Raw genomic sequence first — 18,675 nt, forward strand, 5'->3', positions numbered from 1 at the left:
TCTTCCTTTATTTTTTAATCTTGCCGGTTTTCTTTGCTTTGCTCCATGCTCCGTAAAGTTTTTCTGTCTGGCCATTGACACTTCCATCTTTGTATGCACGTACACGAACATAATATTTCCTGCCGGCTTTTAATTTCTTAATGGTTGTAGATGCCGCAGATGCTTTCTTAACAGTCACTTTCTTTGCAGCTTTGAAATTAGATTTTAATGCATACTGGATCTCATATCCGCTGACAGAAAAATCTTTTGCCCATTTTACAGTCATTTTCCTGCCCTTAGCAGCTTTGATACTCTTAACTGCTGCCTGTTTCGGATTGACTTTGATCAAAATTTCTGCTGTCTTTGCATTATAATTTGCGGTTGCAGTTGCTGTTACTGTGATCTTACAGATTCCGGCACCTTTTACGGTTACTCTGCCTCGTGATGAAACTGTTGCAACACGTTCATCCGAACTTGCAAACTGTAATGTACCATTTCCGGCTGTTAATTTTGCACTGATCGTAAATGCTCTATCTCCGGCTGTCTTTGTATAACTGTCTTTTACTGTGATCTGCTGATCTGCTTTTGTTGTTACAGTGGTTGTTGTATTTCCATTTCCACTTCCTGCCTGAATCTTCAGATTATTTCTTGCATTTACTAATGCTGCAAGTGCTGTATCAATTTCCGGCTGCATTGCATCCTGTTCATCGATCACTGCTTTTGCATTCTGTAATGCGCTGCAGAATGCATTCCATGTATCTGCTGTGTAACTTCCCTGTACATCAGATGCATATGCATGATACATAGCTGTTAATACGGTCTTGTTACCACGTTTTGCATTCTCTAATGCACTCAATGCTTCATTGACATCTAAGACCGCCTGATCTAACTCTGCCTGTGATGCCATTGCGTCTGCACATTTTAATCTTGCTGCTGTTAAAATATTTTTGTAATTCTTCCATGCTGTTGACATATATGCATCTTCTTTTTCAGATGGGACTGTTGCTAATACAGTCTGTAAACCTGTACGGTCTAACACTTCATCAGTTGTAAATGTCTTCTGATAAAGAACAACATCATCAAGATATGCGGTATCTAATGTACTGCTTGCTGCAATACTGATCCAGTCATACCCCTGTGTGGTAAATTCCATTTTTACTTTTTTCCATGTATCACCTTCAACATCTTCTGCACTTGCTGTACCGAGTTTGATATCAGATCCTGCATAGCTGTTATGATGTTTTGCTTCTAATCCTACACTGCTTGCTGCGGAATCTCCACAATAGATCCATGCTTCGCATACATACTCTGTATTCTGTTTTACCGGGATCTTTCCAAGTTCGGAATATCCGGTATCTTTACCTGCTGTTTTTGCAATCTTAAGACTTCCGGAACCGGTATGTGCCTGTTCATTAGAAACAGATACTGTTGCCTGCCAGTAACCCCAGTCTGTACCGCTCTTTTCAAATGTTGAGTTATCCACTGTATCAGCAGATGTATAAGAACTTAATGTATCATCTGCCGGTGTTCCCTCACGGACTGCTCCGGATTTTGCAAGTCCCATCATTGCGTTTTCAAGATTTTTAGCATATGCATCTACCACTTCCTGTAACACATCTACACGTTTCTCTATGGTCTGTGCTTTATCATAAGCGGTTTTAAATGCGCTCCATCCTGATGTTTCAAAATCACTTTCTTTGTAAGCTTCTGCCTGTGCAAGTAATGCTTTTAAATAAGACTTATCTGTAACAATTTCTTCCGGTGCCAAACCTTTTCCCTGATACTCAAATGCTCCGATATCCACTTTTGTATCTTCATACGGAACTGCTTTTCCATCATAATCCTTATTTTCAAGTGTAATATTGGTTTTTACCATCTCATCTGCTACAGCATCAAATGATTCCTCCGGTACAGCCATATATTCCATACCTGCATCAATACAAGGAGATGCGGCTGTCAGTTTGAATCCGTCTGCTTTACCAAGTGTTACCCTTTTATTTTCATTAAATATTCCGGTTGTATAATCTTCTACGTCCACAAACTTCGGATCAGCAATCACTGCATTGACATCATCCACATTTGCCATATAGCTGTCTTTTGCTGCACCCCATACACAGTTGTTATTGTAAGTTGTTCCTGCATTATCTACGAATGTTCCGCTGTCGCCATAGAAGATATTATTGTAAATATCTGTTCCGCTTGTAACACCCGGTACCGTTCCATTTACACCAGATGTCCAGCTTCCCTGTTCTACAGCAGATAATTCATATCCATTGTTCCAGTAGATCGTATTGTTATATACCTGATGTCCAATACTTCCATATTCACCAACACGAATGATACGACCACCATTGAACAGACCATCATTTATACTGACGTTATAACGTACTACAGAATTGACTGTGTAGTATGGTCCCGGACACGCCATCCAGAAACCACCTTTATTGTCATGGCTGTAATTGTACTCATACATCACATTCTGATTACCGTAATCACAGTCAAATGCCATACCATCCTGCGTACTCTCTGTATATGCTGCTTCGTTATACTTCATCGTTACATTATTGCAATTCCACATCCAGATCGCTGCATGAGCGGGATTTCTGCTGTAATTCCAATCTTCTTTTGCACTGGCAGTGATCAGGTTATACTCTGCTTCACCACCGTCTGCATTGATCAGTACGATACCATCTCCGGCAACATTATTTACATAGTTATCTGCCACATAGACACCTGACCAGCCTACCCATTCCAAACTTCCTGCCTGCTGGCTCTTTGCACCACCAACTAAAGTACGTGCTGCCCAGCAGCTTTCCATATAAATAGCCTCATGGCATACCTTTTCTACTTTATTTCCAGTAATCACTAAATTATTAAAATAAGATTGTGTTGTTCCACCGGTAACTAAAGCCATGATACCACCGGAACCTTTTTTATCACCTTCGGAACCATTTGTTGACATATAACCATTGACATCATGTACATAGTTGTCTTTGATTGCAACACTTTCCAATTCACCAGCATCGCGATTTTCTACTAAAATACCTGTCAGCATGGATTTACTCTGCTGATATCCACCTTCCGGTATCGTATCATCCATCAGATCTGCTTCATCGCTTTCCCAGTTGGTTACTTCAAGATGCTGTACCACAATATGTTCTGAATTTTTGATATGTACGGCTGCAACATCTTCTTTCTTCAGACTGCTGACATCCTTGCTGTCATTCCATGGATTACCATTACCATTGATCACAGGATCTGCTCCATCGCCATATTTACCTATGACAACAGGATTCGGATCAGTTCCTTTTGCATTCTGGATAAACAGCTTTTCGCTGTTCCATGTACAGCCCGCCTTTAAAAGAACCTGATCTCCTTCTGTCAATGTCAGGTCATCCACATTTGCAAATGTTTTCCATGCTGCACTTTCGGATGTACCATCATTGCTGTCATTCCCATTTTGAGCATCAATATAATATGTTGTTCCAACAGTTTCATCTGCTTTTACAGGTTCTGCAACTGCCATACTGCCCGCAAGCATCGCCGCTGTAAGCATCAGAGATATGCCGGAACGAAATATCCTCTTCCTCATATATGCTTCCTTTCTGGATCTTCTATGATCCTTCATTGCTTATTTTACTTTGGAACTGGTTTTTACTTTACTCCATTCACCATACAGTTTCTGTGATTTTCCATTGACACGAACTACTTTATAGGCACGTACACGTACATTGTACTTTTTGCCTTTTTTCAGTTTTTTCATCGTTGCAGATGTTGTACCTGCTTTTGTTACTTTCACTGTTTTTTTGCCAGACTTAAATGTCTTATTCAATGCACACTGTACTTCATAGCCAGTCACACTTGTATCTTTCTTCCACTGGACTTTTAACTTCCTGCCGGATAAAGCTTTCACACGCTTAACGCTTACTGTTTTTGGATTTACAGTAATGGTTACCGGTACGGAAACTGCCGTATAATCTGTAGACTCAGCAAGTGTTACTGTGATCGTACAGATACCGACACCATTGATCGTTACAGTACCATCTGCTGCTACAGAAACAACTTTGTCATCGGAACTACTGTATGTGAGTGTTCCATTTCCTGCTGCAACTTCTGCTCCAAGATGGAATGATTTATCACCATATGTTACATCATATTCTTCATCACAGATGATCACCGGTTCGGATTTGGTCTGTGGTGTTACAGTTGTATGATTACTATTGTTATTACCTGCATTAGAACTATTATCCGGTACAGATGGGTTTGTATTTGGTGTATCTGCTCTCTTTAACTCTAAGACTGTCTTTGCATCATTTAAGTTCTTTAACATACGGTTGACATCTGCTTCTGTGATATCGTCCTGTGCCAATAATTCTTTTGCTGATGCTAAAACTGATGCATAAATACTATAGCTCTTTGCAGTATACAGATCTTTGTTCAGCGCTTCACCTTCTGCAACGGCTGCTAATAATCTGTCTTCTATACTTGCACCTTTTTCATCCTGCATAACAGCGATCCAGCTTAAGACCGGATCAGCCGATCCCGTCTTGCTTATTGTAACAGTTACTACTTCTTTTTCATCAATCGTAAATGGCACATTCTTCTGTAAGCTTGTGTCAGAAGAAGCAAGTGTAAAGCTCTTAGATGCTAATGTATTATCTTTTGTATCTGTAACTGCTACCTGAATACCTCTCGATGCACTCCACCATTCCTGATATCCGGTTGCAACGGTATAAGTACCAGCTTCTAACTTAAATGCATATGTGATATTCTTACCGCTCTTTGCCCAGTAACCATGTGCCCAGATATCTGAACCTGCTGTTTTGATACCAAAATCTGTATCAAGTATACCTGTATAACCTGCTTTATTCGCAGATGTATATTTCTGGTCTGCTGCTGTATTACGCAAACCATTCTTAAGCTGCTGTTTTAAAACAGTCAGGTAACCTGCATCTTCTGTTGCTGCACAGTCGAAGAAATAAATCGTCTTTGCATCCACAACGTTAATTTTATGTGTTACTACACGTCCATTACTCATAGTACCTGTTAATGTAACCATTCCTAATGTACGTTCCTCTGTCGGAAATCCATCCCATGTGACATCAACGGTTTCTTTGGTACCGGATGCTAAGGTAATCTCTAGCGTCTGTGGCATCTTTTCTTCTACTTCTGCGGCAGACGTTACAACCGTAGGAAGTTCTGTTGTTACGGCAAATGCCTCTTTATTCTCTAATTCCTCTAATGTCCAGTCTGTATATCTTCTGATCGCCATCTGGTTGTCCGGTAAAAATTCGATCGGCAGCCATACATATCTAGAATCACGTAATGCATTTCCTTTATCCGGATTGCTCCAGCGGTCACCCATATAAATAAACTTACCTTTTGCTGCATCTACCGGGAAGATACAGGTACTCTGTGTATCGTAAGTCGTGCTTGATCCGTTGTCTGTACAAGGATCACCTACCGTCGTAAAAGGTCCTAACGGGCTGTCTGCTACAGCATAACTTGCCTGATTCGGATACCAGCCTGTACAGCCGGAAGTCATCAGGTAATATTTTCCATTGTATTTAAACATTGCCGGCGCTTCTCTTGATTCGTCAACAAAGTTTCTCGAGAAATCAACACCTTCTACAGCTTCACCCTGTTTTTTGGCTACATTTGTATACTCATCATTTAATTTTGCAATGTGCATGGTCTGATTTCCATCGGAAGAATAAAGTACATATGCTGTACCATCCTCATCTTTAAAGAGGTTCATATCACGCACATGACCACCCTCTGAATCGAATCCGTGATCTGCATTTTCATCACAGTTTAATAAATAACTTCCCTGTAACTTGAATGGTCCAAACGGACTGTCAGAAACTGCAACACCGGCTTTTGCTTTTGCGTAGTTTCCTCCGGTAGATTCCGGTGTCTGTCCATCTGCATGGAACCAGATCACATATTTCTTTGTCTTAGCATTGTAAAGCATCTTCGGACGCTCGATCACGCATCCTTCATCAGAATATTCACCTTTCCAGATATCTGCGTAAATATCCCATAAACCACTTTCTTTTGCTTCCTCTTTTGAAACACCTGCGGAACCATACAGATCTGTAAAATAAGAATCTGTTGTAAATTCATCCCAGTCAGTTGCTGTCTTTAAGATATTTCCCATATCCTTCCAGTTATAAAGGTCTTTGGAAATATATCCGCGGATACCCGGACATGGACGGTAATCATTGGTCTTATCTTCACCAACCCAGTACCAGAATGTATGCTCATCATCATCGAACGTGCCATTTCCATTGTAATCATAATCATATCTGATCTGCTGGATCTGGCCGCCATGTGCCTGGATCACATTGCCTTCTGTATCATACATAACTGTTCCATCTACACCAGAGAAAGAGCTCTTTTCTCCGACCTCAACTAATGCGTTATAAGCATCTTCAAGTGCATAAGCTGCATCACGTAATTTTACTCTGTCTGTAGTACCATCATCTACAAGTGCCTGTGCTGCTGCCATTGCTGCATCAAAAGCTGCTTTTGTCTTTTCAGAATAAGTCTTTCCATCTGTCAGTCCTTTGTAGTAAGCAATTTTCTCACTTATGCCTGACATGGTTCCATATAATTTGATCTCTGCGATATTACAGTTTGCACTGCTGTCGCCTTCCGGTACTGCATATTTGATATAACGGTAAGAACCTGCTAAATCATCTAATGCAGCTACTGTAATGGAACCTGCGGATGGCGTATTTGTGATCGTATATAATTTTGTCCATGTTGTATTATCTGTAGATCCATAGAAAGATGCATTGACACATCTGCCGCCAAAACCGCTTCTCGGTGCGTAACCTACTGCTACGATATCTTTTGCTTCACCAAGATCGATCGTCAGATATCCATTACTTACACCATCAAAGAATGTGCTGTAGTTTCCATCGATAACTTTATCCGGTGTATTGACTGTACTGTCCTTCCAAGGTGTACTTCCTGTTACGGCTGCCCCATCTAAAGAAAGTTCTTTTAAGAACGCATCATCATAACCGTAATCATCTGTTGATGCATCATAAGTAATTCCATCGATCGTATAAGTTGTAATGGAATTAGCTTTTACGGTTGCTGTAAAATATTTACCTGTTGTGTTTACTTTGATATCATCAGACGCTGCTACATCTGCCCAGCGTTCTCCATCAGTGGTTGTTCTGGTTGTATAATCTGCTTTATCAGCTTTCCCACTTGTACGGTTTGCTGTTACATTCGTTCCTACCGTAGCAAAGCTCTTAAGATCAAACTTCCATGTCTGGTCTGTTTTATCTGTATTGATCGCAACGATAACAACTTTTCCTTCATTTGGATCATATGCTGCTAAGGTGTTGCCATCTGATCCGATGATCGCATATCCCGGTTTGATATATTTTGAGAACTGTCCAAATGCATCATATTTCTTTGTATATGCAATCTTGCTGTTATCATGGTCTGCATATGCGATTCCCCAGTAGCCTGCATTTAAATCTACTGCTGCATACAGATCATCCATAGATGCAAAATCATTGTTACTGTTTGGCCATAATGTTGTCTTTGTCGTGCTGTCTGAATGCATATCGATCGCATTCCAAAGAATCCATGCGGAAGACTTTAAGCCCTTTAAGTCTGTCATGATCCTCTGTGCAAGTCCTAATGCTGCGGTCATTTCACCGGCATCTGTTCCTGCTGTATAAGCACCATCTACTTCAGACATCCACAGGTTTTCACCTGCTTCTTCTGCTGTTTTTCTTAATTCTTCACGTTTTGAACCGCTGTATGTATGTGTATCGATTCTTGTTACAACATTCTTTGCTGCATTTGATAAAGAACCATAGTTTGTAATGGCTGAATCAATGCTTGTTTCATCTGATGCTGAAAAAATGATATTCTCTAATGCTTTTACATTGTCATTATCAGATGCTGCGATCTGTGCACGTAATTCCTTTGCAAACGCCACAATGATCTCTGACTGTGAACGGCCCGGATCAAAATGACAGCCTTCCTGTTTATTGCTGTTTGCACCCCAGTAATTGGTATCCGGCTCATTCATAGGTGTTGTACTCTGGAAATCGATCACACCTTCCTTAGCCCAATGTACAATGACATCTGACATATATGCTGCAAATGCATTGTAGGAATCTTTACGGAGATTGTCTACACTTGAATTTGTATTTCCCGAACTACATCCGCTTTCTGTCATAAAATATGGCGGTGAATTAGAAAATGCTTCTGCAATAAAATCTTTTCCACTTGCCTTTGCTGCTGCGATCAGAACGTTCATCTGGTTCTTATCAGCATTCCAGTCATAGTTCCATGCATAACCACATTCTTCATCTACTCTGGTAAACTCTGACTTATATTCTTCAATCGTCTTTTTTGATGTGTCAATCTTTGTTACATCTGTGGCATATCCCGGTACTGCGGAATCAGAACGGACGATATGTGCTTTATGCCAGTATTCACTGCCATCATCTTCTGTTCCGACATTGTCACCACCACCGACATTATAACGGCCAATATTCATTTCCAGTCCATTATCACCGAAAAATGCGTTTGCCGCCTCATCTGTTAATTTTGCATTATAACCAATACGGTTCGCCCACCAGCAAAGGGAAGTTCCCCAGCCTTCAAACTCACCAAATCCATCTTCATCCGTATCATGGAACGCAGATGCATCTCCTGGCTGTAACCGGATCGTCTTATCTGCTGTAACAGCCGTATCAGCAAATACGGTCATATCCATACTGCTTACCGGCAATGCAGTTACAAACAGTGCACTTGCAGTTACAAAACCCAACACTTTTTTGAGTCCCTTCATATTTTTCCTCCTTTTGGCAATATTGCCAGCTTTCCCATATATTTCACATATACTATCTTATATAATATTGCATATTTTTTCAATGCAGTTTTTAGTAAAAGTTTACTTTTTATGGCATTTTTAGTAAAAATAAATAAGTTTTTTGTATGATTTTTGTGCGGTTTGTCTTTTTTTCATTTTTTTCTTATATAAGGTATATTTTTATCGTTCCTGCACACACTTCTTTTATGAAAAAACATCATTTTGAAAAAAACTTTGCCATCTGCGGACTGACCGGATGGTGTATGGAGATCATCTATACTTCTCTTGGATCTTTCAGTAAAAAAGATAAAACTTTAACCGGGAACACTTCGATCTGGATGTTTCCGATCTATGGCATGGCATCCCTGATCGGGGAATTATATCCTTATATAAAAAAATATCCACTGCTTTTACGCAGTGGAATCTATGGGATCGGTATTATTTCTTTTGAATATTTCAGTGGAAGTTTCTTAAAGAAACACAAACTCTGCCCCTGGGACTATAGCAATGCAAAACTCAATATCAACGGACTGATCCGTTTAGACTATCTCCCTCTGTGGATGGGAGCCGGTCTGCTCTTTGAACATATTCTCTGCCACTTACAGGACCATAATAATGAACCATGACTACTGCAGTGGATCAATCGTTACTGTTCACTCCGTAAGCAGTAACGATCAATCATCTAATGCATCTGCTCCGATATCGATCGTATTGACAGTTCTCCGTCTCATACGTGCCTCTTCAGATGCATCTAATATGTAATTTTTAATCTCTTTTGCATGTTTGATATGGATCAGTTTCAGATCAGGATGTGTGACATCACCGGAAAAACATTCGATGCTGCCTAAACCGAAAATCTTCTCTCCTATTGTCTGTGTCAGTCTGACATCCTGTATCTTATACATGTAACAGTCGTTCTCTGTTGTCTTTAACAGACCTTCGTCAATCGTCAGTACAGATGGTGTAATGGTATATTTTGTAAATGTCCACGGTAAGCCAAAAAATAAAAGACGCTTTCTTTCCTTATACATGATTTCTTCATTATTATCTTTTCTGTTATCTGCCATGATATTGTTCTCCCTTTCAAATTCTTCAAATTAGTTGATACACGAATTGCTCCGCTGCGTGGCAGTTCCCGCAATTCTGCACACCTTTGGAATCCGTTCATTTTCCAAGGAAAATGACTTTTGACCCTTGTATCAACATAGTACGTTACTGTTCACTCCGTGAGCAGTAACTCGTGATTTTTACATGAAAGTTCGCTTTGCGAAGCAAAAATCACCACTTGAATCACTTTCTTACGCAGTCAGACAGTAAATGTCTGTCTGCTGTGTGAACTGTAACCATAGTACCATAATCATTTCTGAAAGAAAACATTTTTTTCTTGCAATTTCTGTTTTGAGGGTATATGATAGTAAAAATGCCGCAAAGAAAATTTCTGCATCAGGATTTTTTTTTGCCCATTTATGAATAAATTTTATCATTTATCATCATGAAGGAGGACTTTTATGCGTCATTTAATGAGCCCGTTAGACCTCTCTGTAGAAGAATTAGATGAACTTCTTACTCTGGCTAACGACATCGAAAAAAATCCCCGGAAATATGCCCATGCATGTGAAGGAAAGAAGCTGGCAACCTGTTTTTATGAGCCGAGCACACGTACAAGACTTAGTTTTGAATCTGCCATGTTAAATCTTGGTGGTTCTGTTTTAGGTTTTTCAAGTGCAGACAGCAGTTCCGCTGCAAAAGGTGAAAGCGTTTCTGATACAATCCGTGTTATTTCCTGCTTCGCAGATATCTGTGCTATGCGTCATCCGAAAGAGGGTGCACCTCTTGTAGCTTCTTCTAAATCTTCTATTCCAGTCATCAATGCCGGTGATGGTGGTCATCAGCATCCAACCCAGACACTTACCGATCTTCTTACGATCCGTTCCTTAAAAGGACGCTTAGATCATTTAAAGATCGGACTCTGCGGTGATTTAAAATTCGGACGTACCGTACACTCTCTCATCCATGCCTTAACCCGTTATCCGGGCGTAGAATTTGTACTGATCTCACCGGAAGAACTGCGGGTTCCTGACTATATCAGAGAAGATGTTTTAAAGAAAAACAATATTCCATTTAAAGAATTAGAACGGTTAGAAGATGCCCTTCCTGAACTTGACATTTTATATATGACCCGTGTACAGAAAGAACGTTTCTTCAATGAGGAAGATTATGTACGCATGAAAGATTTCTATATTTTAACAAAGGACAAACTCTCCCTTGCAAGGAAAGATATGCTGATCTTACATCCCCTTCCTCGTGTAAATGAAATTTCTGTTGAAGTCGATGACGATCCAAGAGCTGCATATTTTAAGCAGGTACAGTATGGTGTCTATGTCCGGATGGCGTTAATTCTCACCCTGTTGAAATGGAGGTAATCATATGTTAAATATCAGTGGTATCCACGAAGGTTTCGTACTTGACCATATCAAGGCAGGTATGAGTATGTCGATCTATAAATATCTGAAATTAGAGCAGCTTGACTGTCCTGTTGCTATTATCAAAAATGCCAAAAGTAATAAAATGGGTAAAAAAGACATCATCAAAGTCGAGTGTCCGATCGATGCCCTGGATCTTGATATCCTCGGATTTATCGATCACAATATCACCGTCAATATCATTCAGAATGATGAGATTGTTGAGAAAAAAGAACTGCATCTGCCAAAACAGATCGTCAATGTGATCAACTGTAAGAATCCACGCTGTATCACTTCGATTGAACAGGAACTTGACCAGATCTTTATTTTGACAGATTCCAAAAAAGAGATCTATCGCTGCAAATACTGCGAAGAACAACAGAAGAAAAAAATAAATATCACACGTTAACACAGGCACCGGAAAGCTTAAAATATGTTTTCCGGTGCTTATTTTTACTTTTTGACACTGCCATTATAATATGTTAGAATAAGACAATTCGTGCTGGGAGGACATGAATTTCGAAAAGTTAGAAACTTTAGCGCCATGCACCAGTGGGGTACGGATAACATACACTGGTTGACGAGGATTCAGGTGATCGAAGGTTCGGCGGATGCCTGAACGTGACAGGCGGTCACGTATGCAGCAGTCAAAAAGAAAAGGTGACTTTTTAACAAAGCTTCTGCAAACCGTCTGATAATCATAAAATTGAATAAAAGGAGATTTTTAATATGTGTGGAATTATAGGATTTACCGGAAAAAGGGAAGCACAGAGTATTTTATTAGACGGTCTTGCAAGTTTGGAATACCGCGGCTATGACAGTGCAGGTATTGCTTATTTCAAAGACACCGGAAAGATTTCCATTCGGAAAACGGTCGGAAAAGTTGCTGATCTGCGTGCGATCTGTGATGATGACAACAACTCGACCTGTGGAATCGGTCATACCCGCTGGGCAACACATGGAGGTGTTACAAATGCCAATGCACATCCACACAAGGTTGGAAATGTTGCTCTGATCCATAACGGCATTATCGAAAACTATCACGAACTTGTCGAAACATATGACCTGCAGTCCCAGTTGATCTCAGAAACAGATACTGAAGTTGCTGCTGCTCTTTTCAACAAGCTCTATAATGGAGATCCGGAGGCAACGATCAAAAAAGCGGTAAAACTGTTCTGCGGTTCGTTTGCTTTTTGTATCATGTTTAAAGATCATCCGGGAAAGATCTATGCTGTCCGTAATGTAAGCCCGATGGTAGCTACTTACTGCAAGGAAGGTTCGTTTATCGCTTCTGACCTGACAGCATTTATCGCATATAGCAAACGCTATTTTATCGTACCGGAATATCATATCCTGACAATGTCCGCAGATGGTATCTTGTTACATGATCTTGACGGTCATGCCGTGGAACCGGAATATTTAGAAGTAAACTGGGACGTTACTGCTGCCCAGAAAGAAGGATATCCGCATTATATGTTAAAAGAGATCCATGAACAGCCGGCTGCGATCACTCGTACGATCGCTCCAAGGATCAAAAACGGCTTACCGGATTTTACAGAAGATGCCATACCGGATTCTTTCTTTGAAAACTGTTCGGATATCACTGTAGTTGCCTGCGGTACTGCAATGTATGCAGGAATGGTCGGAAGAACACTGATCCAGAGTATGCTTAAAATCCCTGTAACGGTAGCGATCGCTTCGGAGTTCCGCTATGAAGAACCTGTGATCGGTGAAAACTCCATGGTCATCGTCGTATCACAGTCCGGTGAAACGATCGATACACTTGAAGCACTCCGCCTTGCAAACAAATATACGAAAAAGACTTTAGCGATCGTAAATGTAAAAGGTTCTTCGATCGCAAGGGAAAGCAATTATGTGCTTTATACCCATGCAGGCCCTGAAATTGCAGTTGCAAGTACCAAAGCATATACCGTACAGGTTGCAAGTTTCTATCTGTTAGCATGTAAACTCGGTCTTGTACTGCATAAGATTGACGAAACCTATGCAAAAGATTTTATCGCGACCTTACAGAAAGTACCTGACACGATCGCACCACTCATTGAGCAGGCTGATACGATCGAGCAGTTGACAAAACGTATGATCAATGCACAGAATGCATTCTTTATCGGCCGTGGACTTGATTATACACTTTCCATGGAAGGTGCTTTAAAATTAAAAGAGATTTCTTACATTCATGCGGAGGCTTATGCTGCCGGTGAATTAAAACATGGAACGATCGCACTGATCAGTGAAGGTGTTCCTGTGATCGCTGTTGCATCCCAGCAGCATGTATACAGTAAAGTGATTTCTAATATCCGCGAGGTAAAGGCAAGAGGTGCTTATGTCATTCTCTTAAGCAAAGATCAGTCCATTACAGATAACTCCATCTGTGATGTACATTTACAGCTTCCAGATACACCGGATGCATTTGCAATCTTCTCTGCGGTTGTGATCTTCCAGTTGATCGCGTACTATGCTTCTGTCGGCAAAGGATTGAATCCTGACCAGCCAAGAAACTTAGCAAAATCGGTTACTGTAGAATAAACAGAGAACGATCACAAAAAAGCACAAAACCGGATTTTTTTAAACGGTTTTGTGCTTTTCTTATATCTGCTGTTTTTATTTTCTTCTTGTAACTATCCGGTCCTTCCATACTATACTAACTTCTCCTCATTCACAAAACTCATTCCCATAGCCAGTAATACAAATGCCAATGGATCTATATAAATATGTGCATTATTTACAACTGCCTGAACTAAAAATGCAATCCCTGCCATAGCAAACGCAAGTATCTCACGTTTTTCTTTTCCTACCTTCAAAATACTTCTAATGGCTGAAGTCACATATCCGATAAACAACACAACACCTATCATGCCATACGTCACCAGATATTGCAGATATTCATTATGTGCATCGATCAGCTGCCCCTCGTTGGCAAATGCAGCTAACTCTTCTGCTGATAAATACGTCTGTGATGCAAAATAAAATCCGGCTGGTCCCACTCCGATCAGCTTCTTTGGAATTGACATTCTCATATAGATCTCTAGTGCCGCTCTCCAGATACGCAGCCGTTTCGTTCCCCATGTATTACTAAAATACAGATAGGAATATAAGGCTCCTAACTGTTCTTTTGCCTCGTGTTTTGTCCATGCCACATTTACATAGATCATAAAGATCACAAGCCCTGCTGCAAAAACAGCAGTTACACTTAATATGACGATCCGAAACCATTTCCAGAATACTTTTGCATCTTTCTTTTGTTTCCATAACATATATCCTGTCAAAAGTAAGATCAGGGTAATCACTAGCAAAACAAGATTGATCCTGATATCTAAAAGCATCTCTGGAAGCCCTCCATGCAGATACAGACAGGACTCTTTCCCTCTGATCTTTCGTAAAAGCACAAATAAAAGTTCCGCCACAGAATAAACAGAAACTAAAGTAATCAGATAAAATCCTTCCTCTGTTTCTTTGGCTAGCAGTAATGAAACCAAAAACATGATTCCTGTAACGAGATAGGCACTGTCACTGTCTGCGGCTGTCATTCCAAGAAATCCGATAAAACAAAAGATTCCATAATAGATCTTTGATTTCCACTGTTTACTGACCATAAAAAATGTCATGCCAAATGGCAGGAGCAGAGCGATATATGCCGCTAACGTATTCCGGTTGCCAAGTGTCGATAAAAATTTCGTATCTGCTTCAAATCCCACATAAGCCGACAACGGATCAAATCCCAAATGGTTGATCACAGCCAGAGAGCAGACCACCATTCCGGCTGCTAATATGCCATTGATGACATACTGCTTAAACTGCAGCGTTGCCCTGACTGTCAGATATAACAGCACACAGCAGATGACCGCAAGCAGTCCCATATTATCTGCCATAAGTGCCAAAAAACTGTTCCTTCTTATTCCCGTTACAAAGCCATGAAATAACTGCCGTAACCAGAAATCCCAACGCAAAAAAATCTGACACAGACCTGCTGTCCCAGAATTTCTTTTCTGTATGTGATTCTCTTGTCAGAAAGTAAATACACATAAGAAACAGATAACTTTCTGTAAGAATATAGAAAATATTTGTTTTTACCGTAAGGATATCTGTGTACCCGTAATGGATCGCTAAGGGAAACAATATAAACAGAAGTGTGATATAGATTCCTGTAAGATCTGTCCGTTCTGTCTGGTTTACGGCTTTGTTTTTTCTTCCTGCTTTCTTTTGTTTTCTCATATTCTCCCACTTAACATGGTCTTAGACAACAGCAGTTACAGAGCATATTCAAAAACAGCATACTAAGACACCAGCTTCCTGTTCCTGCATAAGGTCTTTCATAACTATGACCCATATCCTGATACCATGTTCCTCCAAAATCTAAATGCTGCTTAAACTGCCGGTATTCCATATTACTCGGTTCTAATGCAACAGCCTGATCGATATGTTCTTTGGCTGTAACATTATTGCCCATGCCGGCATTCGCCATCGCACTATAATAATACCACCTTGCCCCGCGTTCTGCAAAAACAATAGAACTTAATACATGCAATGCTTCTGCATAGTGGCGGCTTGCAATATAATTCGCTGCTGCCTGTAATTCAATGGAATCACTGTTTCTTGAAGAATATCCGCCATATGTCCGGTTTCCGCCATAGCCATAAGTGGATTTTCCTGCATTTCCGTAACTGTAACCATTGCCACCATAGCTGTAACCCTGCTGTTTTTCTTTCATGATCTGATCATATGCCTGCTGGATCTGTTTGAATTTTTCCTCTGCCTGCTCTTTATTCGGGTTATTGACATTTGCATCAGGATGATACTTGCGGCTCAATGTACGGTATGCCTTTTTGATCTCTTCGTCACTGGCATTCGCAGATACGCCTAGTATCTCATAGGGATTTAACATTTGCTTTTCCTCTCTTTGCTTTTTTCTCCTGCTGTTTTTTCTTCTTAAGCTGTAGATATTCGTATCTCGACCAGACACCGGAATAGAGTATATTTCTAAGAATATCGGCATGTACAAGTATCGGCAGCCGCTCAAAAGACTTTGCACATTCTGACATCATACTCGTTAAGAGCAGTTTTGCAAAAGTTTCAAAATCGCCCTCTTTTTCACAAACCATCTTTGATAACGGATTGTACTCCTGACGTTTCTTATCCTTCTCAATATCTTCGTATGCATCCATCAGATAAACATATTTTCCAAGATAAAAACTCAAGCAGCGCAGTTCTTCCGACCATTCGTCTTCTCTCCAGTCGAAGATCTCTCCGACCATTTCTCCGGTCAGTCCTGCAATGACATCTATATTTTCTTCTCCTGCTTTTTCTGCGGCAGCAAGTTTTTCCATATAAGTTTCTACTGCCTGTACCTGTCTGCCATACTTTTGCTTAATACGCTCATAATCTTTTGTAAGCATTTTAGCAAATGCCTTCTTCGTATATGCCCGCTCATCTTTCCAGTCATCTTCTAAATTATAATAGGCTAAGATCACATTCATATCAGCTGCATATTCCGTTGCTTCATTGATCCATGCCCTCTGTTTTCTCGTCGGATGGATCGGACAGGTAAATGTCACTTCTTCATGCTCTAATTCATATAATCCTGTCAACAGTACGATCAGAAATGTCATATCATAATTTAAAAGCATCTGCCCTTTGGTTCCACAGTTACTCTTTAATTTCTGGCAAAGTCCACAGTAATAAGACTGATACGCTTTTGCACTTTCTTCTGTCAATTCCTGTCTGTTAATGTTGATATATCCAAACATAGCATTTCTTCCTAACTTTTCTTAATAAATTCCGTCTGACACTTCGGACAGGTGATACAGATCTTTCCTTTGCCCTTTGGCACCCGGACTGTCTGTTTGCACTGCGGACATTTATAGAAACGGTAAATCTTCTTTTGTGCCTGCCGGTTCTTAAATTTATTCCAGCTGACTACGCCCTGATATCTGCTGTTTAAAAATTTCTGGTTCTCTGTCTGCCTTTTAGCGATATTCTTAGAAAACGCCCGATAGTAACTGTAAACTAATAACAGCAATGCCAAAACATATAAAAGGGAGCTTTTTACAAACATGGATAAGATCATCAATACGATCGTTACTCCTAAATATACTTTGGAGAGTTCATCAAAACCATAGCGCCCCATCATAAATCTTTGTACTTTTTCTTTCATATTATCATGCACCTTCATTTCTTTTGTTTAAAACTATGGTACATTTTACAATCCTGACTGTCAATAAACCTATCGTCTTTTAAGAAACATTTTATAAACAGATAATATTTAGTAAATTTTGGTACGCTCTTTCATACGTTCACTGTCAAATGCATAAGACACAGCCGTTTCTGCGGAAATCTGACATTTCATATAGGCTTCTAAAAGTGCATCATCTAATGTCTGCATCCTCACGTTCTTTTTACTTTCCATTGCAGACGGGATCTGTGAGATACGGTCTTCCCTTAATAATGTCTGTATCTCTTTATCAACGGACATGATCTCAAATAAAGCCTTTCTTTCTTCTGCCTGCTGATAAGGGACTAAGCACTGTGCCACGATCCCTTTTAATACATCTGCTAACTGGACGCGGATCTGCTGTCTTCTGTGTTCCGGGAAAATATCGATCAACCTGTGTAATGTATCTTCTGCCCGGTTTGTATGCAGGGAAGAAAATACTAAATGCCCTGCTTCTGCTGCTGCGATTGCTTCTAAAATCGTATCTGCATCGGACAGTTCCCCTATAAAGATCACATCCGGGTCCTGCCGGAGGGCTGCTTTTACTGCCTTTGCATAACTTGTCGTATCACTTCCGATCTCACGCTGGGAGATCATGCTCTTTTCATGCGGGATCACATATTCGATTGGATTTTCTATCGTAATGATATTTTTTGTTTCTGTTTCTGCGATCTTATGTAACAGACTTACGATTGTTGTCGTCTTTCCATTTCCCGCTTCTCCGGTAATGAGTACCAGACCTTTATTCTCTTTCGTAAGATCTGTTACTGCTTTAGGCAGTTCTAATTCTTCCGGTGTTGGTATGGTTGCCGAAAGCATTCTGACTGCGATCGCATATATCCCCTGCTGTCTGTAGATATTTGCACGTACTCTCGAAAATTCCGGCAGAGTGACAGCGGTATCGATCTCGCCTTCCTGCTCTAATGTGACAAACTGTTCTTTTGTCAGCAGTTCCTGCAAAAAGTGCCCTATATCTGTTTTTTCTGTACAGATCTCCTCCTGTGCACACATCTGTCCGTTGATCCGAAACATCACCGGACAGCCGGGTATGATATGGATATCCGATGCCTTTTTCTGGTAGGCTTTTTCTAATATTTCTCTAATATTCATGGAAATCCCCCTGATCCTTCTCATATATGTAAAAGTTCAGCAGGCAT

General features: G+C 40.3%; 13 protein-coding genes. 4 read left to right on the plus strand and 9 right to left on the minus strand.

Annotated features, from left to right (window positions below; all coding sequences use genetic code 11):
* Positions 1 to 7: 7 nt before the first annotated feature.
* A complete protein-coding gene (locus H8S17_RS04505; RefSeq protein WP_186866407.1) occupies positions 8 to 3,571 on the minus strand; it encodes a carbohydrate binding domain-containing protein in 3,564 nt (1,187 codons plus the stop codon).
* Between the two features lie 39 nt (positions 3,572 to 3,610).
* Positions 3,611 to 8,809, minus strand: a complete 5,199-nt coding sequence (locus tag H8S17_RS04510) for a family 43 glycosylhydrolase (RefSeq protein ID WP_186866408.1) — start codon at positions 8,807 to 8,809, stop codon at positions 3,611 to 3,613.
* A 227-nt stretch (positions 8,810 to 9,036) separates the two neighbouring features.
* Between H8S17_RS04510 and H8S17_RS04515 the strand changes: the two genes are divergently transcribed.
* Positions 9,037 to 9,456: a putative ABC transporter permease gene (locus H8S17_RS04515; RefSeq protein WP_178051337.1), complete on the plus strand. Its 420-nt coding sequence runs from the start codon at positions 9,037 to 9,039 to the stop codon at positions 9,454 to 9,456.
* Between the two features lie 48 nt (positions 9,457 to 9,504).
* Here H8S17_RS04515 and H8S17_RS04520 read toward each other — a convergent pair whose 3' ends face one another.
* A complete protein-coding gene (locus H8S17_RS04520; protein ID WP_186866409.1) occupies positions 9,505 to 9,897 on the minus strand; it encodes a PH domain-containing protein in 393 nt (130 codons plus the stop codon).
* A 441-nt stretch (positions 9,898 to 10,338) separates the two neighbouring features.
* Here H8S17_RS04520 and pyrB point away from each other — a divergent pair, with 441 nt between their 5' ends.
* From pyrB to glmS, 3 genes are all read left to right on the plus strand, one after another.
* The gene (gene pyrB / locus H8S17_RS04525) at positions 10,339 to 11,253 is read left to right on the plus strand and encodes an aspartate carbamoyltransferase (RefSeq protein ID WP_178051339.1); all 915 of its coding nucleotides are present in this window, start codon (positions 10,339 to 10,341) and stop codon (positions 11,251 to 11,253) included.
* 4 nt (positions 11,254 to 11,257) lie between these two features.
* Positions 11,258 to 11,701, plus strand: a complete 444-nt coding sequence (locus H8S17_RS04530; protein ID WP_186866410.1) for an aspartate carbamoyltransferase regulatory subunit — start codon at positions 11,258 to 11,260, stop codon at positions 11,699 to 11,701.
* 320 nt (positions 11,702 to 12,021) lie between these two features.
* A complete protein-coding gene (gene glmS / locus H8S17_RS04535; RefSeq protein WP_186866411.1) occupies positions 12,022 to 13,836 on the plus strand; it encodes a glutamine--fructose-6-phosphate transaminase (isomerizing) in 1,815 nt (604 codons plus the stop codon).
* 110 nt (positions 13,837 to 13,946) lie between these two features.
* Here the strand turns inward: glmS and H8S17_RS04540 are convergent, their stop codons facing one another.
* The 6 genes from H8S17_RS04540 to H8S17_RS04565 all read right to left on the minus strand — a co-directional run bounded on the left by H8S17_RS04540 (position 13,947) and on the right by H8S17_RS04565 (position 18,628).
* Entirely contained in the window at positions 13,947 to 15,179 is a 1,233-nt protein-coding gene (locus H8S17_RS04540; RefSeq protein ID WP_243237975.1) for an O-antigen ligase family protein, read from the minus strand.
* A complete protein-coding gene (locus H8S17_RS04545; RefSeq protein ID WP_186866413.1) occupies positions 15,169 to 15,522 on the minus strand; it encodes a hypothetical protein in 354 nt (117 codons plus the stop codon). The genes H8S17_RS04540 and H8S17_RS04545 overlap by 11 nt, the downstream gene beginning before the upstream one ends.
* Positions 15,523 to 15,532: 10 nt before the next feature.
* Positions 15,533 to 16,192, minus strand: a complete 660-nt coding sequence (locus tag H8S17_RS04550) for a J domain-containing protein (RefSeq protein WP_178051344.1) — start codon at positions 16,190 to 16,192, stop codon at positions 15,533 to 15,535.
* The gene (locus H8S17_RS04555; RefSeq protein ID WP_178051345.1) at positions 16,176 to 17,054 is read right to left on the minus strand and encodes a DUF5685 family protein; all 879 of its coding nucleotides are present in this window, start codon (positions 17,052 to 17,054) and stop codon (positions 16,176 to 16,178) included. Before H8S17_RS04555 ends, H8S17_RS04550 begins: the two co-directional genes overlap by 17 nt.
* 11 nt (positions 17,055 to 17,065) lie before the next feature.
* Complete coding sequence (locus tag H8S17_RS04560; RefSeq protein WP_178051346.1) at positions 17,066 to 17,461, minus strand: hypothetical protein; 396 nt, start codon at positions 17,459 to 17,461, stop codon at positions 17,066 to 17,068.
* Between the two features lie 108 nt (positions 17,462 to 17,569).
* A complete protein-coding gene (locus H8S17_RS04565; RefSeq protein ID WP_186866414.1) occupies positions 17,570 to 18,628 on the minus strand; it encodes a type IV pilus twitching motility protein PilT in 1,059 nt (352 codons plus the stop codon).
* Between the last annotated feature and the right edge of the window lie 47 nt (positions 18,629 to 18,675).

The organism is Roseburia zhanii, from assembly GCF_014287635.1.
GTDB lineage: Bacteria > Bacillota > Clostridia > Lachnospirales > Lachnospiraceae > Roseburia_B > Roseburia_B zhanii.